At 67.6% G+C, this 21,046-nt stretch carries 21 protein-coding genes; 5 read left to right on the top strand and 16 right to left on the bottom strand.

The window, feature by feature from the left end; translation table 11 throughout:
• The first annotated feature begins 24 nt into the window (after positions 1-24).
• Positions 25-642 carry a hypothetical protein gene (locus QQ657_RS09545; RefSeq protein ID WP_284741750.1) on the top strand — a complete coding sequence of 206 codons (618 nt, stop codon included), beginning with the start codon at positions 25-27 and terminating at the stop codon, positions 640-642.
• A 106-nt stretch (positions 643-748) separates the two neighbouring features.
• Here QQ657_RS09545 and QQ657_RS09540 read toward each other — a convergent pair whose 3' ends face one another.
• The 3 genes from QQ657_RS09540 to ligA all read right to left on the bottom strand — a co-directional run bounded on the left by QQ657_RS09540 (position 749) and on the right by ligA (position 4,598).
• Positions 749-1,336, bottom strand: coding sequence for a hypothetical protein (locus QQ657_RS09540; protein WP_284741749.1), 588 nt, complete (start codon positions 1,334-1,336; stop codon positions 749-751).
• 327 nt (positions 1,337-1,663) lie between these two features.
• Complete coding sequence (locus QQ657_RS09535; protein ID WP_284741748.1) at positions 1,664-2,110, bottom strand: single-stranded DNA-binding protein; 447 nt, start codon at positions 2,108-2,110, stop codon at positions 1,664-1,666.
• Positions 2,111-2,558: 448 nt separating this feature from the next.
• The gene (ligA, locus tag QQ657_RS09530; protein WP_284741747.1) at positions 2,559-4,598 is read right to left on the bottom strand and encodes an NAD-dependent DNA ligase LigA; all 2,040 of its coding nucleotides are present in this window, start codon (positions 4,596-4,598) and stop codon (positions 2,559-2,561) included.
• Positions 4,599-4,942: 344 nt separating this feature from the next.
• Here ligA and QQ657_RS09525 point away from each other — a divergent pair, with 344 nt between their 5' ends.
• On the top strand, positions 4,943-5,410 hold the full coding sequence (locus QQ657_RS09525) for a hypothetical protein (RefSeq protein WP_284741746.1): 468 nt from the start codon (positions 4,943-4,945) through the stop codon (positions 5,408-5,410).
• A gap of 326 nt (positions 5,411-5,736) precedes the next feature.
• On the opposite strand, the gene QQ657_RS09520 is transcribed toward QQ657_RS09525, so the two are convergent.
• The 12 genes from QQ657_RS09520 to QQ657_RS09465 all read right to left on the bottom strand — a co-directional run bounded on the left by QQ657_RS09520 (position 5,737) and on the right by QQ657_RS09465 (position 18,471).
• Complete coding sequence (locus QQ657_RS09520; RefSeq protein ID WP_284741745.1) at positions 5,737-7,728, bottom strand: nucleotide-binding protein; 1,992 nt, start codon at positions 7,726-7,728, stop codon at positions 5,737-5,739.
• Positions 7,729-8,141: 413 nt separating this feature from the next.
• Positions 8,142-9,257 carry a hypothetical protein gene (locus QQ657_RS09515; RefSeq protein ID WP_284741744.1) on the bottom strand — a complete coding sequence of 372 codons (1,116 nt, stop codon included), beginning with the start codon at positions 9,255-9,257 and terminating at the stop codon, positions 8,142-8,144.
• Between the two features lie 283 nt (positions 9,258-9,540).
• Positions 9,541-10,131, bottom strand: coding sequence for a hypothetical protein (locus QQ657_RS09510; RefSeq protein ID WP_284741743.1), 591 nt, complete (start codon positions 10,129-10,131; stop codon positions 9,541-9,543).
• A complete protein-coding gene (locus QQ657_RS09505; protein ID WP_284741742.1) occupies positions 10,128-10,727 on the bottom strand; it encodes a hypothetical protein in 600 nt (199 codons plus the stop codon). Before QQ657_RS09505 ends, QQ657_RS09510 begins: the two co-directional genes overlap by 4 nt.
• Before the next feature lie 331 nt (positions 10,728-11,058).
• The gene (locus QQ657_RS09500; protein WP_284741741.1) at positions 11,059-11,619 is read right to left on the bottom strand and encodes a hypothetical protein; all 561 of its coding nucleotides are present in this window, start codon (positions 11,617-11,619) and stop codon (positions 11,059-11,061) included.
• Positions 11,620-11,815: 196 nt separating this feature from the next.
• Entirely contained in the window at positions 11,816-13,090 is a 1,275-nt protein-coding gene (locus tag QQ657_RS09495) for a tyrosine-type recombinase/integrase (RefSeq protein ID WP_284741740.1), read from the bottom strand.
• Positions 13,091-13,162: 72 nt separating this feature from the next.
• Positions 13,163-14,080 (bottom strand): hypothetical protein, encoded by a 918-nt coding sequence (locus tag QQ657_RS09490; RefSeq protein ID WP_284741739.1) that lies wholly within the window; start codon positions 14,078-14,080, stop codon positions 13,163-13,165.
• Between the two features lie 191 nt (positions 14,081-14,271).
• Positions 14,272-15,555, bottom strand: a complete 1,284-nt coding sequence (locus QQ657_RS09485; protein ID WP_284741738.1) for a coiled-coil domain-containing protein — start codon at positions 15,553-15,555, stop codon at positions 14,272-14,274.
• Between the two features lie 425 nt (positions 15,556-15,980).
• The gene (locus QQ657_RS09480; protein WP_284741737.1) at positions 15,981-16,646 is read right to left on the bottom strand and encodes a hypothetical protein; all 666 of its coding nucleotides are present in this window, start codon (positions 16,644-16,646) and stop codon (positions 15,981-15,983) included.
• Positions 16,647-16,676: 30 nt separating this feature from the next.
• A complete protein-coding gene (locus QQ657_RS09475; RefSeq protein ID WP_284741736.1) occupies positions 16,677-16,877 on the bottom strand; it encodes a hypothetical protein in 201 nt (66 codons plus the stop codon).
• A 151-nt stretch (positions 16,878-17,028) separates the two neighbouring features.
• Positions 17,029-17,469, bottom strand: coding sequence for a hypothetical protein (locus QQ657_RS09470; protein WP_284741735.1), 441 nt, complete (start codon positions 17,467-17,469; stop codon positions 17,029-17,031).
• Between the two features lie 201 nt (positions 17,470-17,670).
• Positions 17,671-18,471 carry a hypothetical protein gene (locus QQ657_RS09465; protein ID WP_284741734.1) on the bottom strand — a complete coding sequence of 267 codons (801 nt, stop codon included), beginning with the start codon at positions 18,469-18,471 and terminating at the stop codon, positions 17,671-17,673.
• A 131-nt stretch (positions 18,472-18,602) separates the two neighbouring features.
• Here QQ657_RS09465 and QQ657_RS09460 point away from each other — a divergent pair, with 131 nt between their 5' ends.
• From QQ657_RS09460 to QQ657_RS09450, 3 genes are all read left to right on the top strand, one after another.
• Positions 18,603-19,385, top strand: a complete 783-nt coding sequence (locus tag QQ657_RS09460) for a hypothetical protein (RefSeq protein ID WP_284741733.1) — start codon at positions 18,603-18,605, stop codon at positions 19,383-19,385.
• Positions 19,386-19,586: 201 nt separating this feature from the next.
• A complete protein-coding gene (locus tag QQ657_RS09455; protein ID WP_091628395.1) occupies positions 19,587-19,859 on the top strand; it encodes a hypothetical protein in 273 nt (90 codons plus the stop codon).
• A gap of 104 nt (positions 19,860-19,963) precedes the next feature.
• Positions 19,964-20,425: a hypothetical protein gene (locus QQ657_RS09450; RefSeq protein ID WP_284741732.1), complete on the top strand. Its 462-nt coding sequence runs from the start codon at positions 19,964-19,966 to the stop codon at positions 20,423-20,425.
• A gap of 253 nt (positions 20,426-20,678) precedes the next feature.
• Here QQ657_RS09450 and QQ657_RS09445 read toward each other — a convergent pair whose 3' ends face one another.
• Positions 20,679-21,035: a hypothetical protein gene (locus tag QQ657_RS09445; RefSeq protein WP_143086427.1), complete on the bottom strand. Its 357-nt coding sequence runs from the start codon at positions 21,033-21,035 to the stop codon at positions 20,679-20,681.
• Positions 21,036-21,046: the final 11 nt, after the last annotated feature.

The raw sequence follows: 21,046 nt of genomic DNA, 5'->3' as shown, positions 1-21,046 counted from the left end.
CGTCCCATCACAGGAGGAACCAGCGTGAGCAAGACCGTGTCCACGGTGTGGCTGGAGCACGCCGCCTTGATTGTGCGGCAACACATTCTGGACGCCGGGTATCAGGTGCAGACGTGCCTGGAGTCGACCCGCGCGATGGAGTACGTACTCCGCGCGCACGGGCTGCGGTTCGAGCCGCAGCCGGTCGGAGCCTGGGCATGTTGCCCGCAGTGGTTGGCCGACATGTCATCCGGCGTCCCTCAGGACCAGTGCAGGGGGTTCTCGTTCGGAGTCGGCGACCCGATGCCGGGAGAGGAACCCCTGCCGCTCGTCGCCGCCGGCAGCGCATGGGACGGGCACCTCATCTTGAGGTCGCCGGACGCCGACGTACTGATCGATCCGTCCGCCGATCAGCTCGGACACCCAGAACGGAACATGCCGGTGATGGGGCCGTTCGTCGCCCGCCCACAGAACCCAACAGCGTGGATGGCTGGGCAGCGAGCGTTTTTCCCCAACAGCGCGACCGGTGTCGTGCTGGCCTATCGTGCAACAGCGGATCAAACCTGGCGCGGCACTCCGGTGTGGACGAGGATGCCGAAACGGCTGCGCGCGGTGGCGGACGATGCGCTACGTCGGACCTGGGCCATCGAGGCTCCCAAGTAGCCGCGTCGACCAGCGGCCGCACTCTGGCCAGGCAAGGCGATGGCGATCATTTCGTTGTCTACGCGGTCCATTGCCTTCCCTGCCCGCCAACAGCGGCCGGTGCCCGCTACCTCTGGTGCGGGTTCAGCTCGCGCAGCCGCGTCAGGAACCCTTTGGGCGGTACAGCTTTGGTGTAGTTGCCGTCGGCATCAAGGTAGCCCCAGTGGTTCATTCCGGGCCCGTACATCATGTACGTCATCGACCCAGGCTCGACATCGATGACTTCGTGGAAGACCTCGCGGCCAACGTGGTTGATGTCCCCGGTGCGATGCTCCACACCGGGGGTGTAGACGAACTTGCCGTCGGCGCGGACGATCCGGTCTTCGACCAGTAACCCACCCAAGGTAGCGGAGTGGAAATCCCAGGGATGGTTGTGCCACTTGGAGACTTCGCCACCACGACGATCTGGCGCCAACCAGTAGTTCAGGCCGCTGAATTTGCTGAGGCGCAGTTCGGCTTTGTACGGCTCGCCGGTGAGCTCGTCCGGCACGAGCGTCCACTGTCGTGAGATGAAGTCTTCCCAGCGCAAGGGCGCAAGATCCGGCGTGTGCTCGACGACGCCAGCGGCCGCGACCTCGTAGAGGTCACTGGTGAGCGTCAACCCGGGAGCGATGCGGATCAACTGCTTCGGCGGGGTGATGAGTGCAGCGGTCATGCAATCCACGATGGACATGAATTCGGCGCTGCACAACGAGATGATGGTTGCGTGATTAGCTGGAAACGGTAAACCCACAGGTCAGCACCGTCCGGGGAAACGCCGTCAACAGCTGGAAGACGAGCACAACAAGGCGGCAGCGCACCAGGCCCCGTGCTCACGTCCGCTTTCTGCCTCGTCCCAGCCCGTCTAAAGTCCCGGTCCCAGCGCTCGCCTAGTCGCTGGGCGCCGGGGACCGCCGCAGTGGCGCTGGCGGCCGGGGTGAGTCGCACCGTCAGGCCGGTGCCCGAGGTGGGCACCGGCCTGTAGCCGGCGAGGTCGGCAGGATCAGAACGGAGGCTCGTCCGGAATCTCGGGCCCAGCGGGCGGAGCGCTGGTCCAGGCGTCATCGCCACCTCCGCCGCTGCCACGGCTGACCTTGTTCACCTTCGCTGTGGCGTAGCGCAGCGAGGGCCCGATCTCGTCGACCTCGAGCTCGACGACGGTCCGCTTCTCGCCTTCCTTCGTCTCGAACGACCGCTGCTTCAGCCGGCCCTGCACGACGACGCGCGCGCCGCGGGTCAGGGACTCGGCGACGTTCTCCGCCGCCTGCCGCCAGATGCTGCAGCGCAGGAACAGCGCCTCGCCGTCCTTCCACTCACCCGACTGCTTGTCCAGCGTGCGCGGGGTGGACGCGACCGTGAAGTTCGCGACCGCCGCACCGGACGGGGTGAAGCGAAGCTCCGGGTCGGACGTGAGGTTGCCGATCACCGTGATGACGGTGTCTCCAGCCATGGGATTCTCCTTGTGCTTTAGGGACTCTGTGTCCCTTGGGGTGGGTGGTGGTGCGTGAACACGCGCCGAACAGCGGGCCAGGGCTGGCGGAGTACAAGGTTCGGCGCTTGCGCCGACCGCGAAGCGGTCTGCCTTGACCCGCCAGTCTCGGTCTGCTGGCGTGCAGCGAGTTCCCGAATCGCCACAGGCCCTCTGGGGCACCGGGCACCGCGGGTACGAGGTGGGTTTGTTGGCGGGCAACACAACTTGCGTCAGGCAACAGACACCGACACACCTAGGCGATGCGTATTTGCCACGACCGTTCCCGATCGCGTCGTGGGCATGCCATCCATCTGCGCCTACCCGGCCGACCGGGCTTGCGAACACGCGCATGCACGTCCTGGCAAGTGGCAGTGCCTGGCCGGCAACTGGAACAGGTGCCGGCCAGACCGCTGCCGGGTTGCGTGGGCTACTTGCCGAGGAGTTCGGTGTACAAGGCCGCGAATTCAGCGGCGGGCATCGTGTCGATGCCGAGCTGACCGGCCTTCACTTCCTTGCCGACCGAGGCTCCGGGTCCGAGGATGAGCAGATCGGTGCGGGCGCTGACCGAACTCGCGACCGTCGCTCCCAGCCGCTCGGCGGCCTCTTGCGCCTGGGTCCGGTTCATGCCGTCCACCGATCCGGAGATCACGACTCGTTTGCCCGCGAGCGGTGAACTCTGCACGACCGGTGCGGTCTCGATCTGACCGGTGATGCTGGCCGCGACCAGCTTGTCGATGACGTCACTCAGCTCGCGCAGTCCTGCGTGGATAGACCGTGCCTTCTCCGGCCCGACCCCGTCGACGTCCGCCAGTTCCTCTGCTGTCGCTGCGCGCAGCGCGCTGAGGGACTGGAAGTGGGTTGCCAGAGCGCGGCCCATCCGGCGGCCGGTCATGCGGATCCCCAGTGCGGTGATGTGCCGTGCCAGCGGTTGGCTTTTCGCTGCGGCGATCCCGGCGAGGAGTTTCTCCGCGGTGGCGGTGCCGATGTGGCGAGCACCGGTCGTGCGTGCGTAGGAAACGGCCGAAATCTGCGCGGCAGTCAGGAAGAACAGATCGGCGATCCCCGTGACCAGGCCCGACTCGACCAAGGCGGTGGCGATCTCCTCGCCGAGGCCGTCGATGTCCCAGACGTCGCGCGATGCGGCGTAGGTCAGCAGGGACACGAGTGAGCAGGCCGGCGTGGTGCACCGCCACAGCTGGCTGGACTGATCCCAGGGCTCGTCGCACTGCGGGCAGTTCGGCGGCGGTTCCCAGGGCGCGATGCCTTCCGGTCGCTCGCCCACCACCGCCGTGATTTTCGGGATCACATCGCCTGCCCGCATCACCGCCAGGCGCGACCCGAGCCCCAGCCCCTGTTGCCGAATCCACGCGACGTTGTGGAGCGTGGCCGCGCTGATCGTGGTGCCGCCGACGGTCACCGGGTCGATGATGGCGCGGAACCCGGCGCGTCCTGTCCTTCCGACGGAGACTTCGATGTCGCGCAGGACGGAGAACGCCGTGTCCGGTGGGTACTTGAACGCGGTCGCCCAGCGCGGCGCATTGGATCCACTACCCATTTTGCTGCGCACGGCTCGGGACTGGGCCTTCACCACGGCGCCGTCGATCGGGAAGGACAGGCTCGGCCGCCGGTCACCGATGGTGTCGATGACCGTTTGGACGTCGCGGGCCGTCCGGCACGAGATGGAGACATCGGCGGGCAGCGCACCGATCGTGAGCATGGCCGCGGTGCTGAACCCGAATGCCTTGGCCAACGCCATGCGCTCGAGGTGGTTGTCGAGGTGGTCGAGTTCATCACCGCTGATGGCGTAGGCTGCGAAGCTCATCGGCGCGATGTAGAGACGGTCCACCTTGCGAATGGAACCTGCGGTGGCGTTACGCGGGTTGACGAACAGCTTCTTGCCGGCGCTGACGCGCGCTTCGTTGGCCGCCTCGAAGTCCTTTGTGGACATGAACAGTTCCCCACGGACGGCTCCTGTCCACGAGCGGAGCAACGTCACGGGAAGTCCCGCGATGCCGGGATCGCGAGTCACCTGCGAGGTGATGTCGTCGCCCGCGAGTCCGTTGCCGCGGGTCGCAGCACGGACCAGCCGACCATCGCGGTAGTCGGCGTGGACGGCCATCCCGTCAATCTTGACTTCGACGATGGTCTCGCAGACAGGGAGAGCGCGGACGAACTCCGCCATTTCAACATTGGTGGTGACCTTATCCAGGCTGAGCATCGGCGGGCTGTGCTTGACCGGACCGGCGGAGGCGCCGGGGGCGACGCCCATGGCGGCGCCCGGCTCCTGCCAGTCCGGGTGCAGCGCCACAGTCGCCGCGATCCTTGCCACGAGGTTGTCGTAGTCGGAGTCGCTGAGCATGGGGGCGACGTCGCTGTCGTAGTAGGTCACGCCGGCCACGTGAACGTCGTGGACGGCCTCATCAAATTCGGCTCGGTCAGCGAATGGCTGCGTCGGTGTCGCGGGCATGGGTACGTGCTCCTCGCGCGTGCGGGTACGGGGTACCACGCGCGGGAAGCGCGCCCGGGGGCCGGGCGGGCAAGGCGGTCTTCATCGCGCCGGAGCAGCGGGCTTGCCCGCCCGCCCGGTCCCCGGGTGTGCTCCGCTGCCGGGTGCCCACGGTGCCCGCGCCGAGGAGGCGCTGTCGTCCTGTCCGGCCGAGGCTGACGGAACGGCTGACCGCGGACCTGCGTGTTCCGTCCGCTCGAACCTTGCGGTATCCGGGCCTACTTTGCGGGTCGCCCAGCCCTGGCATACTCGACGCTCACCCAGCGGCAGTCGACGAGGCCGTGTTGAACGAGGGATGCTCACCAGTGCCGGACAACGACCTGCGGTTCACGGGACACGAGGTGTCGATCCTGATCGCCGCCGACTGCCCCGTCGACACGAACGCCTCCGCGATAGGCCAACTCATCGCCGATGCGGTCACCGCGGCCACACTGTCGATGGTCGCCACCGTCGCCCTCGTCCTGGACATCGTCGACCCTCCACAGAATCCGGAACTCTTAGCGGACCTGGACGTCATCGACCCCGGCGGTCGACACACCCAGCCGGCACGTCGGCAGCTGTCCTACACAGTCACCCTGTATGCAGACCCAATCACGGTCGCCGACGACAGCACCGACCTGATCACAGCGGCTTACCAGGCGATCGCCGTTCAGATCGACGCCGCGCACACCGGGACCATTACCAGCTCGGTCATGCCCCTCGAACGTGGTCGCCACCAGCACCTCACCAACCAAGCCCTCAAGCACTTCCGCACCTGCGCACCACGGGACTGACCCCGTCTGGGCACCGAATCCGCCGGGTTCCCGGGAGAAGGTGCGTCACCGCTGCCCGGATCTACTTTCGTGTAGCAGGTCAACGACGCGCGCATCCGCAAAGTCCGGCCGGGCAGACACTGTGGTCCGTCATGTCGGTCCGAATGGTCACTGGCCTGAATGTCCAGACCTGATTGGCGGAATCGGTGATCTCATGTTGTGGATCGTTGCATGCACGCTCGTCGGAGTTGGGGCGTCTTCTCGGGGCCGGCGTTCGTCTTTGCCAGCCCACGGCTTGGTTTCGTTTGTGTGGTGCCGCGCCAGCGTTCCGCGCGGCACCACCATGATCAACGGGTGATCCGCTCGAATAGTCGATCCGCTGTGGCGGTCACTTCCCTCGCCGCGGGGTGATCGGGGTGGGTCAGGGTGAGTGGTATGCCGCGGTCCCACAACATGCCCATCACCTGGCTCCACGAAAGACCCGTGTCCAGAACCGGGTAGACGAAGGAACTGGCCAGGCGCGCGCAGTGCTCCAGGGCCTCGGGGGGCAGTTCTTGGTCGAAGATGGGGACGGCCGCGATGACTCTCCCTGCGGCGGATGAGGGATCGAGTCCATCGCGGACAAGACTGGTGTTGACGTTCGCGATCGCCGTTTCGTCCTCATAGGACCGATATACGTGAGTGATGTCGCCCTGCCGTGGGGCCTCTGGATCGTCTGCGGCTTCGATCCCTGGCTGTTCGGGCCCCTCAAGCGGGGCGCGCTGGTGCTCGATCCATCCGGCCGGATCCCACTCCATGCCGAACAGCTCCCGGCCCAGGGTACCGACCGCGGTCAGAAACGGCTCGCGCTGCGCCTCGATCCATGGGCCCACCCGCGTGAGACTGTCGTCCGCGTCCTCGACGCCCAACCAATTGGCACCGTCATCGCCCGGCCGCGCCAGCACCTCGACGTCGGTGTCCCTGTGCGAATGCAGGTCCCACAGCGTGTCGGCCAGGGGCGTGCCGGTCGTGCGCGCCTGCACGACAGCGTCATCCAGCAGGGCGGTCGGTGCGACAGGTTCGGGGCCAGCATCCATGCCGATCTCCACGTACACGTCGTAGGTGTCGTTCAGCCAGTTCATCATCGCCGTGCGACGTTGCCGACGTTGGTGGATGGGCCAGTAACGATCGGAGTACACGGTCTCGGTCCATCCGAACAGATCACCATAGATGCGGACACAGGTGATCGCGACGTCGGCGAACCCAGCCGCGAACCGGACCTCTGGGCCTGCGCCGATGGGAGCGGTGTCGAGCAGAATCAAGTCAGCGTGGGCCTGCGCCGCCTCCAACACTCGGCGCTGATACTCGACGCTGGTGCCTACCAGCCCGGTGAGCAGCCGCAGTTCACCATCGTTGTCGCCACGGTGAAGTACCCGTTCCCCACCGCCAGCAGCCCACGGCGCTGTTCCCTCGTCCAACGCCTCGCCTTTCACCGCGTGCTCGAGCGAGCGCTGAGGGTCGAGGTCAGCCACCAACACCCGCTTGCCCTGCCTTGCCCACGCCGCGGCCACCTCCAGCAGCATCGTCGAGCGTCCGAGTCCTCCTCCCCGGGCCAGGCACGCCACGGTGATTCCACGCCGCGCTTCCAGCCCAGCGGAGGCCATCAGCTCGGGATAGGGACCTGCCAGGAACTCCGGTGCGGGCAGCTCGGCCGCGAAATCGACGGTGTTCGCGTCCCGCCACAGCGCGACGCGACGCAGCATGGTGCTCCACCTGGCGATCAGCCACGGTGTCCGCGTGTCCTCGTGCTCCGTGTCGGTGCGTTCGGTGGCAAGCCAGCACGCCGACGCCCCGGCAGGCTGTTGCGCCGCAAGGTCCTCGCAGACTCGACGCCACCTCTGCCCCGCCCGGGTGAGGACGATCTCGCCACCGCCGTCGAGCCGGTGCAGCCGGACTCGACCCCGCGACAGCGCGGTGAATCGCAGCCCCGGTACGCCGATCAGTCGTTCCTCCCCGCCTGTCTCATCGCCGGGGATCGTGCGGGGCAGGATCGCCTCAGCCAACAGGGAAATCCCGTCCTCGGTCAGGTCGAGGTCGATACTGGTGGTGGTCGGCGAGACACTGCGGATGCCGTAGACGCCGCCGAGCTGCGCGGGTCGGTGCCACCCGATGTGGAGGGCCAGAGCGACGAGCACAACGGCTTCGATCGTCGCTTGACCTACGGTCGCCGCAGTCGGGACGAGCGGTCCGCCGCCGTGCTCGTGCTGCTCTACTACGCGTTGACGCGCGAGCTGGTGTGCTTCCCCCGTGTAGATCCTGCGCTTGGCAGGAAGATCGAACAACTGCCGCTGAACGGCCATGGCCGACGCCTTTCCCCGACACACCCCCGCCCGGCTCGGTCGTGTCGAAGTCACGCACCGACAAATTGACGACCCACACGTACACGGCGAGCTTCAGCTAGTTCTGCCAGCCCGAATGCAGCATCCAAAGCCGGGGGATGCCGCGCCAGCAGGGCCGCCGTCCGGCCCGCAAAGGACAGCATACCCACGGCCGCGAGACATCACCGGCAGGCGACAGGCCATGTACCTCCGAACCCCCCGCTGCTGCCTCCGCCTCTAGGTCCGAGCACCGTCACCTTCGTCCGGGACAGGGCAGCTGCGGCGCAAAGCGCTTCAGGCTCTTCCTGTGGCGCGTGAGCAGGCAGAACGGGACTATTTAATCGATATCGACTAAATAAGCGTTCGATGGCCAAGGTTCGCCAGGTTCGTGCAGGTTAGGTGTCCGGCAAGCCGGTGGCGGCGAGGAGGAGGGCGACTGCGTCGGCAAGGACGTCGGCCGGTGTCACCGTGTGCCCTGCTTTCGTGCTTTCCCAGTAGCAGGCTCGCTCAAGGTGGATACCGAACGGTCCCGCCAGGCGCAGACGGACTTGGTGGTCGCGAGCTTCGTCTTGGTCCGCGTCGGGCGGCCGAGGCGCATTCTGCCCTGCCGTGCGCGCAGCCTCGGGTGGCAGTGGCTTGTACTCCTCGGTCCAGCCACGGCTCTCAAGCTCGGCATGAATCGCAGCTGTGAGCAGGCCGTCCATGGTGACGATGAGTTCGCCGGCGTTCACGGCCGCGGTGAACGCGGCCTCATGTCCATCGCGAGCCCGCTTGCGTTCCTGTGGGTCCGTCATGCGTTTCATCGCCTTGTTTCGCGGGCGCCACCAGCGGCGTGCGCGTTCTTTTTCCGCGAAGAGGACCACGTGCAGAGCGACGTACTGGTCCTGCGTGACGTTGACGACGGCCGGGATGACGCCGATGACTCGGTCGATCGCGGCGCGCATAATGTCACCGGTGGTAATGATCTCGGAGCGCAACTGGTCCCGGTAGCGGGCGGCGAGTGCCGTGGGCTCCTCACCGGGCCGGGCGTCAAGCAGGTGGGACGAATCGCCGAAGTTGCCGTAGAAGGCCTCGAGCTGGTTGACCAGGTCTGCCGTCTCATGAAAGCAGGCTGCTTCGAGACGTTCGTGCAGGTCGTCGTCGAGCCGAACGCTGATCTGGTGCCGCTTGTCGCCGTGGATGTTGGTCGAGCCCCAGCGTCGACCGCCGCCGCGGCCGAGTGGCGGCACTGGATCATAGGGTCCGGTCCAGCCGCGGGCGTCGAGTTCGGCTTTGACGGCGGGTCCGATCAGTGTGTCGCGCGTGGTGATCAGCCTGCCGGCCTTGACCTCCTCCTCGAAGTCCTTCTTCTGCTGGGCCCGCAGCATCGCGCGCTCGGTCGGGTTCTCGATCTTGCTGGCTTCTCGCTTGTGTGGCGCCTTCCACTGGCTCACCCGGATCTGCTCGGCGCGCATGAGCTCGCGCAGGGCTTCGCCTTGGTCGACGAACGGCACGAAGGTCTTGGACGTCACATTTAAACGATATCGACTAAATTTGTCCGTCGCATCGCCAAGCCTGGCCGGGTCGGACGACCGCAGTGTCCGCTGGACGAAGCCTGAGCGACAGGGCTTCAGCTCAGCGAGCCGGACCGGCCGCGCTTGGGTGGTCGGCGGCGCTCCGCATTCATCGCCACCACGGTCCAGTCGCCCACAGCGCCCACGAGGCGGTCGACGCCGGCCTCGGTCGCGAAGCGATAGCCGGACGCCGTGAGCCGGAACCGAGTCGGCGCCGTCCTGGTGCCGGACGTCGGGCTGCTTATCCAGCTGGCTGCGATGACGCTTTGTGCAGCGCTTCGGCCTGCGTAATCAAGGTAGCGGTGAGGGCGAGCTGGTCATGGTTCGACGGAGTGCGCAGCGCAAGGGTGTCACTCTCCCAGGCGAGGCGGCCGTCGTCAGCGATCCTGATGGTGACGCGGTGGCGGGTCTCAGCGTCGTCGTCATCGAACTGCGACACGATCAGATCGGCCTGGTTGATCAGCAGCTCGCCCAACTCAAGGGCGCCCATCCGGCGTTCCTCTTCCTGGGCGGCGATGTCCGCCGGGGTCTGCAGCTCGGCCAGACGCCGGTGTGCCGCGGTGATGACGTACCCGCAGCGGACCGCGGCTTCGGTCAGGTTGTCGGCGCGCTGTTTCGGAGTCGCGGCGGGATCGAGCGCGTCGAGCGTCCACCTGGCGGCGGTCAGGGCTTGGCTGATCGCGTCCGCTTCAGGCGCCCGCTCCCCCAGCTCACCGACTTCGGCCGTGGTGCGTGCGCTGTCCAGCGTCGCCAGCAGCTGCGTGAGCTGCTGGCGCAGCTGCGGCAGCAGGGCGACCAACTCGGAGCGGTGGGCGCTAGATTCGGTTGTCACGTCTCTACTTCCTCGTGTTGCTGGGCCGGGTGGCCGGGTCGCTCCGGATCGAGGTCCTGGCGGGGCAGCTGGTTGGAGATCGCACCGTCGGTGCGCTGCATCAGCCCAGCGATGACGGCAATGACCTTCGCGGGCTCCCGGGTTGCCTCGGGCGTTCCGAACTTGTCCTTGACCGTATCCGGCGTCGTGCCGAGGGCTTCGGCGATACCGTCGACGATCTTCTGGGGCGGGGCCGCAGGGTCGGCGACCATCCACGCAGCGTGCAGTGTCGCCTTGAGCTCATCGGTCCAGGGCTGGTAGGACCTGGTGGGTTTGCCGTAGCCGCGCCGGCGCGGCTTGCGCACCTTCGCCGGCTGGTCAACTGGGAAAACCTCGCTAAACATGGGCCCGAGGTGCTCCAGCGCGCTGGAGCGCACGGTGAGCCGGCCTTCGATGCTGACCTCGGCGTCCGGTCCGGCACCGAGCACCTCGATGATGAGGGTGTCGGCCGCGGTCCGGTCAGTGCTTGCGGTCAGGACGTAGCGGCTGTCGTCGAGATCGACGGTGCGGGTGAACTCGAGCTGGGTGCCGTCGTCGTCGGGCTGTGGGCTGGACATCGGCTTTCCCTCCTTGGTGCGTGCCGGTGCTGGATGAAGTGTGGCTGGGCGGGTGCGCCCGGGGACCTGAGCAGCGGGCGCTGGTGGCCGGCGGCCAGGCTTGGCGCGTGCGCCGCCCGCGGCAGCGGGCGCCTTGCCGCCGGCCACCGGGTCTGCTGCGCTCGGCTCCGGTCGCCGCGCCCACCACCAAATCCCAGGTCGGCATGGGTGGCAATCTGATTGCCACCTTGTGGCAGCAGCGATGGGGGTCTCGGCAGCCACCGTGTCGGGTGCCCACCGAAGATTTCAGTCCGGCACCCAAGATTTCAGTGGGGGCCTGGCGCTGAGTCGATCAGGCTGCGTCGTTGAAAAGCTTCCGCTGGACCTCAAGGTAGCGACGCAGGTCCACGACGGGAGCGTCCGTCGAAGTCGGGGTCGACTCCGGAAACTCATCCAGATCGATCGAGTCGGACTGCTCCACAGAGAAGTCGACCGTGATGTTGCCGTTCTCGGAGTACGCCTTAACAGCACCAAGATCGGCGATGAGGCGGTCGATGATCTCGGCATCGAGGCTCTGGTTGCGGACAGCCTCGATGTAGGCGCGAAGTGAGTCGTTGTAGTTCTTGACGCACTCCGGTTGCACCCGCTTCCGCTTGCGGACGATCGCGACGGCTGCAGTGGCCGTCCCGACGACAGTCAGTGTGGCGAGCCCCGCGATGACGACTGGCTTCTTGAGCATCCAGGCTGCCGCTTCAACCACATCCTCGTTCGGCTTGGAAGCCGAGATCTCCTTGAGGTGGGCTACGAGGCGTCCTGCGGGGTTACGCACCACGCCGCCCCAGCGGATCAGTTCGCCGGCGGCTAGACGCTCCGCGATCTCTTGCGGAATGTCGAAGTCGACCTCAGTGATCATTCGTGGTCCTCGGCTGTGCTCGTGTGGCTACTGAGCCAGATGCTAGCGCTGACTTCCGACAGGCTCGGGTCTCTGACTGCTGCCGTACTGAAGTCTTCGCCAGCACGCACGGCGGGACGAAGAGTGCCCGGATGATTTCAGTGCCCAGGTCACGGGGCCCCGGCTACTGAAATCCTCGGTGGCGCGCAGCACATCGTCAGGAGTGTTCCGTCTCGTCCTCGAGTTCGGGGAGGTCGCGGAGCCTGATGCCGTCGGTGGGAAGCGTGCTGAGGTCGACGCCTTCGCGGATGAGCCGGGAGACCACCACGGAGGTGGATTTGCGCAGGTTGGTGCTGTTGTCGAGGTAGAGCTGTGTCGTGGCCAGCGAGGCGTGTCCAAGCTGCAGGCGGATCTGGTTGAGCGAGGCGCCGGCGTCGTCGGCCTCCTGGGCGTGGGCGTGTCGGAGCTGGTGCGGGTGCAGCCGACCAGCATTGGCCAGGACGAGCGCGGCCTCGGCGACGATGGGGTGATCGCAAGTGGGATCGAGCAGGCCGCCGAGCCGGTTGAGGACGTAGGTGACCGCCTGCGTCGACAGCCGCCGTCCGTTGATCGAGGTGAGCAGCGGCTGCGCGACGGCGGGCCGGTTGCCGACCTGTCCGGCGAGGGTGACGTCGATGCCGGTATCTGGGGGAACCCGGTCGAGCAGGTAGTCGTCGATGAGCGCGAGCTGGTGGTCGTCGAGCCCGACCCAGCGGTACTTGCCGCCCTTGCCGCGCACGTAGAGCGCGGGGACGCCACCGGGGCCGGAACGGTGCAGGTCGTCGATGTCCAGGTTGCACAGCTCGGCCGCGCGCAGGCCGGTGCCCGGTAGCAGCTCGGCGATCACGCGGTTGCGGGTCCGCATGGGCGAGGGGTCCAGGAGCGCGGCGACCTGCACCGCCTGCACCACCGCCAGCGGCGCGGCCACGGTCGGCGAGGCCGGAACGACGGTGATGCCGAGGTTTTCGCGGTCCTGCCGGGTGATCAGGTCGGCGAACACGATCGTGGTGTGCTCGCGGCGGCGCATGGCTGAGTACCAGGCGCTGATCGCGCCGACACGGCGGTGCAGCGTGGTGTCCGCGTCGCCGCAGTATCGGCCGTACCGCGTCCAGGCGTGTGCGAGGTCGACGTCGATGTCGGTGAACGGGTTGACGTCGAAGGCCGCGCACCAGCGCAGGAACGCCTGGGGTCGGGGGCCGGGTGAGCGGCGTCCGCGTTTGCCGGTGACCGGTTCGCGCCAGGTCTGCATCGCCCGCGGCACGCCCAGGTCGATCGCGTAGTTCTTGGTGGTGTTCTCGCTGCCGCCGTTGCGGTGGCTGCCCTCGTAGCTCAGGGTCAGCCACATCACGGTCTGCTCTATCGCGAACGGCAGCCAGTCCGGCACGCCGGTGTTCTGCAGTTCTGGGTACTCCTGCACGAACGCCGGTTCGGCCAGCACGAGGCTGGTGCTCACGTTCTTCCTCCTCTGGGCTGGTGTGCTCGTTCGCGATGGACGTCGGGGCTTCGCCGTCTACGTCGGTCCGGGTTACTGGTCGTCGGGTCCGTGCGCCCGCAGCGACCCCAGGGTGGTGAGGTGGGTGCGCAGCCGGTCGAGGACCTTCGCGTCGTCCCAGCCGAAGATCGTGGCTTCGGCCGCGAACTCCTCGTCGGACCACACCGCGGCGAGTTCCTCGTCGGTCGGTTCGAAGTCGATCAGGCCTTCCGCCCGGACGCGCAGCGCCGTGGTGGGCAGCCTCGAGTCGGCGGACCACAGGTCCCGCGTGGGCAGCCCGAGCGCGGTTCGCATCGACTCGATCCAGGCCATCGGGTTGACTTCCTTCCCGTCGAATAGCTCGCGGGCCGCGTCGCGGGGCGTGCGGTTCTTCTCCTGGATGTACCAGTGCTGCAGGAGCACGAGCGCCACGGCAATCTGGTCGGCTTCGGGCCACTCGGCGGGGATGTGACCGCCGGGACGAACCTCGTTGCACAGCTCAACCACGTGCTCGCCGAACTCGTCGAGCTCTTCTTCCAGGGCACGTTCGGGATCCGGGCCCAAGGTGGCCAGCAGAGGGTGGTGGTGTTCGCCGACGTCGAAGCCGTAGGCCTCCAGGACGTCGTGGACGGCCTGGTTCATCGTCCTGGTGATGTGGGCGCGCAGCGCCGGCCTGCTGGAGTCGTTGCTGAGCGCGTCGGGGATGGTCCAGCCCACGTACACCCCGCCCTCAGGGTCGGTGCGCGGCATGATCATCGCTCCGCCGAGCGGGTTCTCCGCGACCCGGTCGTAGAGGGTGAACCCGGCCTCGACCAGCGCGGCGGCGATCCGGCGGGCGAGCTGCGCCTGCGGGTCGACCCGGTCGTGGATGTACTTGTAACCGCCGGTCGAGATCCGCGCGAGCTGCTGCCTCCGGTGCCGCTCGTACAGCTCCTGGTAGGCGCGTCGGCGGGCCGCCTCGTCCTCGGTCACGGTGATGAAGTCCTTCCTGGTCGATGGTCGCGGTGACGACGATCGTCGACCTCTTCTGGTCACGTCGATACCGCCTGGTGGTGGTTTCGAGTAGCGAGCCAAGTTCGTCAATCTTTGCATGTCAGAGGGCTGTTCGACCCTTTCGAGCAGGCGTTCTAGTGGCACTCGGTAATCAGGGCAAGACGGTTCGTTCAGTCCGAACTCCCTGTCGCGCCGCCCGGGCGAACCTCGTCGTCATCCTCGTCTTGCGCCGCGTTCACGAGCGCGGCGAGTTGCGCCCGAAGTCCGGCGTCGTCGCCCGGGCGGGCCGTGGCAAGCGCGGTGAACAGCCGAGCGCGAAACCGGCTCAATTCTTCGGCGGCACCCTGGTTGCGTTCTGCGGCGGCCGTGGCCTGTTCGGCGCGGGTCGCGAGCGTGGCGACCTGGCCGGCCAGGTCGGTGATCGTGCTGTTCAGTTCGGTAACCCGGGTGGCCGTCTCGCGTTCGGTGTCCTTGCGCTCGCGATCGAACCTGTTCTGCTGGTCGTTGAGCTTGCCCTCGAGTTCGGTGCGCTGCTCCTGCAGGGCCGTCGCTGCTTCTGTCCGCGCGGTGGTGAGAGCGGTCTCGTGCTCGGTGCGCTGCTGGCCGATCAGGCCGCGCAGTTCCTCGGTCGTGTTGGTGAGCTGCTGGGCCTGGGCGGCGAGCTGGTTGTTGGTGCCGGTCAGTTCCCCGATCTGGGTGGCCTGCTCGGAGATTGTCTTGTTTGCCGCCGTCAGCGACTCGGTGGCTTCTTTGGCGGCTTGCCGGGCGGCCTCTGCGCGGGTGCTGGCGTCCTTCTCCCGAGTCTCGGCGTCCCTTTTCGCGGTCCTGGCCTCGTCGGCTTCGACGAGCGCCGTGCCCTCGTTGCGCCGGGCTTCGGCGGCGTCCTCGACGGCCTGCTGCTTGGCGGCGAGCGCGTCATTGCGGGCAACAGTGGCGACCTGCGTCTCCCGGCGAGCCAGTTCGGCGTCGGCCACGGCCTGCTCTGCGCGAGCGAGCGCTTCGACGACTTCCCCGGCCAGGCGTCCGTTGAGCTGAACGAGGTCGCCCCGCACGGGGTCGAGCACGGCGAAGAGGTCGTCGAGGGCGGCGCGGAGGGCGTCGAGGTGGCGGGCCTGGGCATCGACGTCGAGGTGGGACAGGGGGCCGGTGCCGCCGTAGACGGCTAGCCACAGGTCGTGCGCGTCGTCGAGCCGGGAGCAGGTGACGTTCTTGCCGCGGTGGTCCCGGCCCCAGACGTGCGCGCAGTGCTTCGGCTTCGGTCCGCCGCCGGCGCTGGGCGGCTTGCGCGGGTGCTGCTGGCAGAACTCGCACAACTCCGGGTCGGCGAGCCGCTCGCGCCGTTCGTCACCGCGACGCAAGGCCGGCGGCGTGGGTGGCCGCTCGGCCAGCGCGTTCGCGGCACCCTCAGCCGCCTCACCAGCGGGAACGGCCGGGTCGCGCTCATCCTCTGCCATGATCGAGAGTCTACAGGACTAAGTTATAGAACTCTAACTTGCAGTCTTAGTTATCTAACTTTGTATAGGTGCATAGCTGCGTTTTCGATAACCTGTGTTATCGAATAAAAGTTGATCTCTGTGGCGTCTCGCGCGCGCCGAGCGCGATTTCTGCCAACTGAAACTGGGGCCCCGGGCTCACACCGGGTCGTTTCGTCACGGTGACGACTGGAGGCGATGGCCGGGGAAGTGCGGATGCCCGCGGGTGCACGGGGGGCACGCACGTGCGCTCTCTCGGTCGCCCCGAACTCGCCGGCTCGCTGCCCCGAGCTGGGGGGTCCCCGACCTTCTCCGAGGTCAGCAGCAGGGTCGGGATTCTCGCGGGCAGGAACATGAATCCCCGCTCTTCGGCCAGTCCGGCGTGGGCGCCGGGAGTGACTGCGAGGTCAGTGCCGTTCGGGGATCATCACCGGGTTGTCGGTCTGAGTGTCGATCTCGCCGACCAGCGTCCACTCCGCGCCGTCCTTGCGGCACAGAAAACTCAACCGCAGGACCGTGCCGCGCTCGCGTCGCCAGTCTTGCCTGGTCTGGCCCTCCGACCAGACCGGCGGAGTGGTGGGCTCGAGGAAGAACGGCAACATCTCGCCGACGGGCAACCCGCTGGTCGGCGTGGTGCGGCCGGTGTCATCGGCGCCGGGCACGCCGAACGCTGGATCGGCGCCGGGACCGGTGCCCCGCACGAACTTCAGCGGGCTCCACAGGTGCGCTGCGACGGCTTCGGAAGACGGGCCGCCCGCAAGAGGAGCACTCTGACCGCGCCACGGGTTGTCGTTGCGGATGGTCACGACCAGCTCGTCCAGCCCGCCAAGTTCGGGCGGGCCGAGCAGTTCCACGGTGAGCTTGGAGTCCGGGGAGCCGGCGTTGGCCGGGGTACACCGAACCCGCAGCCGCGGGGTGAGTTCGGCGTGCCGACGATCGCCCTCCAGCGCGGCTGTGGTCTCGTCGGCGACCGCCGAGCGCTTGTTGGCCCGCGCCGCCATGCGGGCGTAGCCGACGCTGCCGAGCGAAATGAGCCCGGAGACGATCGCCACAATCAGCGCTGCCTGGTCCATGCCCGCGGACTCTAGACCTGTCGCGGGGCGTCAGTCGCCGACGACGCGGTCGGCATTTCGCTCGGGCGTGAGACCGGTGATCTGCTCGTCGAGCAGCACGGTGCCTGGCAGGGGCTCGAACGTCTCGTTGTCGTCGCGGGTGCCGTGCAGGACGATGGCCAGCACACCGTCGGCGTTGAACAGGTCCGGCGCGACATCGAGCGGTTTCCTTGTGGTGTAAGGCAAAGGCATGGGTTTCCCTTTTCGCGGATGTGATCGGCGCCGGACCGACAAGGGCGAGCTCGGAGTCGTTGTGGCTCGCGGTCGTTGAGGCGCCACGGTAGCGGGCGGGTGGTTCGGCCAGGTAGGGCGATCGGTGTCGTTCACCGATCCGGTCGTGGTGTCACGGGCGCGGGGTGGTCGGCTGGAGCGGGTGGGAATTGCGGGCCAGCAACGCGCAGAGCTCGGCCCAGGTGAGCGGTGTGCCATTGAGGTGGATCTCAGCGGGCTGGTTGTCCAGGCCGGCGACGGCCAGGTAGTCGGTCTCGCCATCCGGGCCGGTGCGGGCGTAGGTGAACTTGACGCCGGTCGTTCCGGGCCCGTGATCCGAGGTCGGCGCGAAAAGCCGGGCGGGCTGGTCGAGGCGCCAACCGGCGTCCGTGGCCAGGTCGGTGAGGGCGCGACCGACGAGGTCGAAGGTGATGGGACCGCCGTGCCGGGCGAGGACGAACCAGCGATCGAAGAGGTCCGCCTCGGGTGAGCTGGCAGCGGGCGGGGGCACGTGCGCGAAGGCTGCAGCCGCTGCCCGCTCGGCTGAGGTAGCGGAGCTGGTCACGATGGTCACTGGGAACCTCCAGGTGGCGTGTCGGTCGAGGACGCGGTGGCGGTCAGCAGGCTGAAGCCGGGCAGGCGAAGGCTCGGCGCAGCCGACCGCGCAGCGGCGCGGCCTTGCCTGCCCGGTCTGGGTCTGCTGATGTGCACCTCGGCTCGCACCGGCGCCCCTGGTGTTCCCTGGGTTCCCAGCATCCCCGGCGACCCAGGGGTTTCAGGGATTCTGCGGCGACTTCGTGGAGAAGCGCGGTTTCATGGCCTCCGCCATCAATCGGAAGCCGTTCACCAGGGCGAGGTGTTCACGGCGGTCTGCCTGGGTGTCCTCGCGGGGATCGTCTCCGCGGATGGTGAGCAGCTCGCCCTCGTCCCGGGTGATCTCGACGTTGACGGTTCGTCCGTCTGGCAGGGAAAGCCGGAAGGTGGCGGCCTCGACATACGCGTCGAACGCGGTGTCAGTCATGGCCGTTCGCGAAAAGGCCTTGGCCGCCTGCGCGTCCGTCGTGTTCTCGGCGAGCGCGGAGCAGGTGATCTCCAGCAGCGTCTCCAGGTCGTCGAGAATGTCCACCAGCCGCCATGCCCGGCTGTCCTCGTGCTTCCAGTCGTCGTCGATCGCGTCATCGGGCGGGGTTTCCACGAGCCGGCCGACGAGCTGCAGCAGGGCGCCGGCGCAGAACACGAATTTGGGATCGCTGGTCGGGGATTCGCCCTCCTGCCTGAACGCGGCGGCGTACGCCGCGATCAGGGAAGCAAGATCGGCGATCACCTGACCAGACATCGGCGGGTAGGTCGGTTCGACGGGTTCGTCGCGAAGCTTGGGGTTGATGCCCCGGCTGCGCAGGTCTTTGTAGATGGTGCCACGGGAGAGGTCGACCTCCCGGGCGAGTTCGTTGATGTTGCGGAGACCGACGGACCAGCCAAGGGCGAGCACGGTCGCGCGCAGGCCGGGCAGAGAGTTCCGGATGCGGTCGCAGGCCTGGAGGTCTCTGAGGACGCTCTCGGGCTTCGGTTTCACCATGCGAAAACGGTATGTTCAGTGATTGCACATGTCAAGTCATTGAACACTCGCCCGAGCATCTCGCACCGAAGGCGCTGGGGTGTCCCGCCGACACGGAAGGCAGCACTGGCCGAGACCGCTAGCGTGACCATGTGAGCACTAACAGCCAGGACACCACCTCCGAACCCGCCCCTCAGCGCGCCGGGGCGACCTGGTCGGCCCAGGACAGCTCGACCCTGCTCGATGGGCTCCGCAACGGTGTCCCCCTCGACGATCTCGCCGAGACGTTGCAGCGCCGGGTCAGTGCGGTCCAGGCCCGCTGCAAGAAGATGCTCCCGCCCGAACTCCAGACCACCGTGCTGCGGGCCGACGCCGACGTGGTGTTGCGAGGGCTGCTCGCGTCCGACCCGGATTTCGACGCCGAGGCCAACCTCGACCACAACACAGCCCGGCGTTGGAATCCCGAGCGGGACGAGATTCTGACCCAGGGCTGGAAGGACCGCCGACCGCTGGCCGAACTGGTCGACGCGGTGCCGGCATCGGAGATCGATATCGCCGGGCGGCTGATCCGCTTAGGGCTGGCGGCCGACAGCCTCGCCGTGGCCGAGCGACTCGGCTACGAACCCGGCGGCACCCTGGATCTGCGCTGCCGCATGATGCGTGACCGCGCGGCCGCGAGTGTCTGGGTCCTGGTCGTCGACGGGCTACCCGAGGGCCGTCACGTCTCTCTGCACCCTGGCCGCGGCGACGCCCGCGACCACTTCATCGCGATCACCCCGGCCAGCACTCCCGCCGACGCGGTCGTGGCCACCGTCGCCGAACGGGTCCTCGGATCGCCTCGGGGCCCGGTCGAGACGTTGCATCGCCATGACTTGCCCGCCCCATCACCGTCGGACGGTGATGGGGCGGGCGAAGTCCCACGTAATGGGACCTAACCGCGCGGGACAAAGCGTCGACGCATCGGGCCTGGTCGTCGTCCTCAAGGTCGCCGTGGCCTACGGGGCGGGTCCGCGGGATCGACACGATCAGCGCTGACCTGAACTCCGGGTGGGTTGCCCGCACACGGACCGCACCAGCGTCGGCACGGTACGTTGTAGGTCCGCAACAGTCGGTGCACCGGGAGAGGCTGCGAATTCGTGGGCATGCAGGGTGATCGCAAGTCTTTCGGTGGCTTGGCCATCACGGTCGACGTAACCGTCGAGACCTCCGGTTTTGAAGGCGGTGACGGCAGTCAGCACGCCGTGACGGTGACGACTCCCGACTACTCCGGTGCGGTTGTCTTCGAACCCGCTGACGCCAGCGGCGGCACGATTCGCATCACCGGAGACGCAGAGCTGGACACGATGATCGCCGGACTGGAGTGGGCCGCTCGACGCCTACGCGAGTTGGCTGGCCCGTCGCCTGCATGACGCTGTCCCGTCGGGACGGGCTCGGCCGCGCGCCCGAGCCGGGCACGATCGGCCGACTCGTGATCCTCAGCGGGGTCATGTGCGGGGCGTCTCCCGTGTAGTACGTGGAATCCGTCGAGCGCTCGCCCCTGAGCCACGCCGTTTCCGCCCATCGAGTCGGTGAGACCGGCAGGCCGATGGGTGGTGGATTCTCGACGGAAGTGGCGGAGGAGGATCGTGGCGGCACCCGCCCGCGGGTCATCCCCGGACGAAGTTGCACCGATTGGAAGGATCGTCGCCCCATGAACGCGGCAAACATCAACGTGATCCGGGTGGGCCAGAAGGAGGTCACCATGCCCGCGTCGGCGACCGTTGAGCAGCGACGGTTCGTCCGGGGCTGGCTGAGCGGCCTCGACTCAGAAGGCGCCAGCGCGGACATCGTCGCAGAGAAGTGCGGCATGGACAGGGAAATCCGCGTGTCATTCCTTGCCGGGGACGGTCAGCGTCAGCAGATGGTCATCGCCCCTGAGGGCGGCGGCAGCTACGCCGAGGGGGCCTACCTGGGCGACTTCGCGGGCCGCTCCTGAACCCGAAGCCCTGGGCCGAGGTGAGCCGACGGCACCGTCGCGCACCTGCTCGCCAAGGGCGAGCCGGAGGCTGGCGCTCGCTCCCTCGCGTTCCGGGCCGTGCCAGCGCCGGCATCGCGACCCACCAGGAGTTGACCGAACTGCTCGCCTAGCTCCAGCACTCCAGAGCCCATCGACGCCTAAGCATCCGGGAGTGAACTCCTGAGGCGTTCCAGGAAAATGGCAACTGGGCGGATGCGCCCTTGACCCGGACTCAGCTGCCGGAGTCGTCGATCGATCCACCTCTGCGGAGACGATCAATTGTGCAGCTCGCGGTACCGGGACCGTACTGGCGGTCAAAGTCCGTGACGTCCACCGACGTACCGCGAAAAGTGACTTTCAGCAGACGGCCGTGGAGATAGTCGAAGCGAATGTGCTTGATTCGGCGAAGTCCTCGCCACGATCGACCCACCATTTCGCCCTGAGTGCGCCACGCCTGCCGCGCCCAGCCTTCGGTGGCGGTCGTTCCCTGATGGGGGTGCAGAGACCCGAGGCCGACTGCACCTGCGTTGTTGTACAACGCGGCCAGGACCTGCTCCTTCTTCAGGCCGGCGATATCGATCTCCGTCACAGGGGTCACCA

Origin of the sequence: Amycolatopsis ponsaeliensis (assembly GCF_030182635.1) — a bacterium.
Lineage (GTDB): Bacteria > Actinomycetota > Actinomycetes > Mycobacteriales > Pseudonocardiaceae > Amycolatopsis > Amycolatopsis ponsaeliensis.
The sequence above is the reverse complement of the archived record's forward strand: the minus strand, read 5'-3'. Positions and strand labels throughout refer to the sequence as shown.

What these genes read in the sequence shown, in the direction of transcription:
- QQ657_RS09485 (WP_284741738.1), bottom strand. Translation starts at nt 15,555, where the DNA reads ATGGCAGAGGATGAGCGCGACCCGGCCGTTCCCGCTGGTGAGGCGGCT.
- QQ657_RS09505 (WP_284741742.1), bottom strand. Translation starts at nt 10,727, where the DNA reads ATGTCCAGCCCACAGCCCGACGACGACGGCACCCAGCTCGAGTTCACC.
- QQ657_RS09535 (WP_284741748.1), bottom strand. Translation starts at nt 2,110, where the DNA reads ATGGCTGGAGACACCGTCATCACGGTGATCGGCAACCTCACGTCCGAC.
- QQ657_RS09520 (WP_284741745.1), bottom strand. Translation starts at nt 7,728, where the DNA reads ATGGCCGTTCAGCGGCAGTTGTTCGATCTTCCTGCCAAGCGCAGGATC.
- QQ657_RS09475 (WP_284741736.1), bottom strand. Translation starts at nt 16,877, where the DNA reads ATGCCTTTGCCTTACACCACAAGGAAACCGCTCGATGTCGCGCCGGAC.
- QQ657_RS09480 (WP_284741737.1), bottom strand. Translation starts at nt 16,646, where the DNA reads ATGGACCAGGCAGCGCTGATTGTGGCGATCGTCTCCGGGCTCATTTCG.
- QQ657_RS09500 (WP_284741741.1), bottom strand. Translation starts at nt 11,619, where the DNA reads ATGATCACTGAGGTCGACTTCGACATTCCGCAAGAGATCGCGGAGCGT.
- ligA (WP_284741747.1), bottom strand. Translation starts at nt 4,598, where the DNA reads ATGCCCGCGACACCGACGCAGCCATTCGCTGACCGAGCCGAATTTGAT.
- QQ657_RS09540 (WP_284741749.1), bottom strand. Translation starts at nt 1,336, where the DNA reads ATGACCGCTGCACTCATCACCCCGCCGAAGCAGTTGATCCGCATCGCT.
- QQ657_RS09465 (WP_284741734.1), bottom strand. Translation starts at nt 18,471, where the DNA reads ATGGTGAAACCGAAGCCCGAGAGCGTCCTCAGAGACCTCCAGGCCTGC.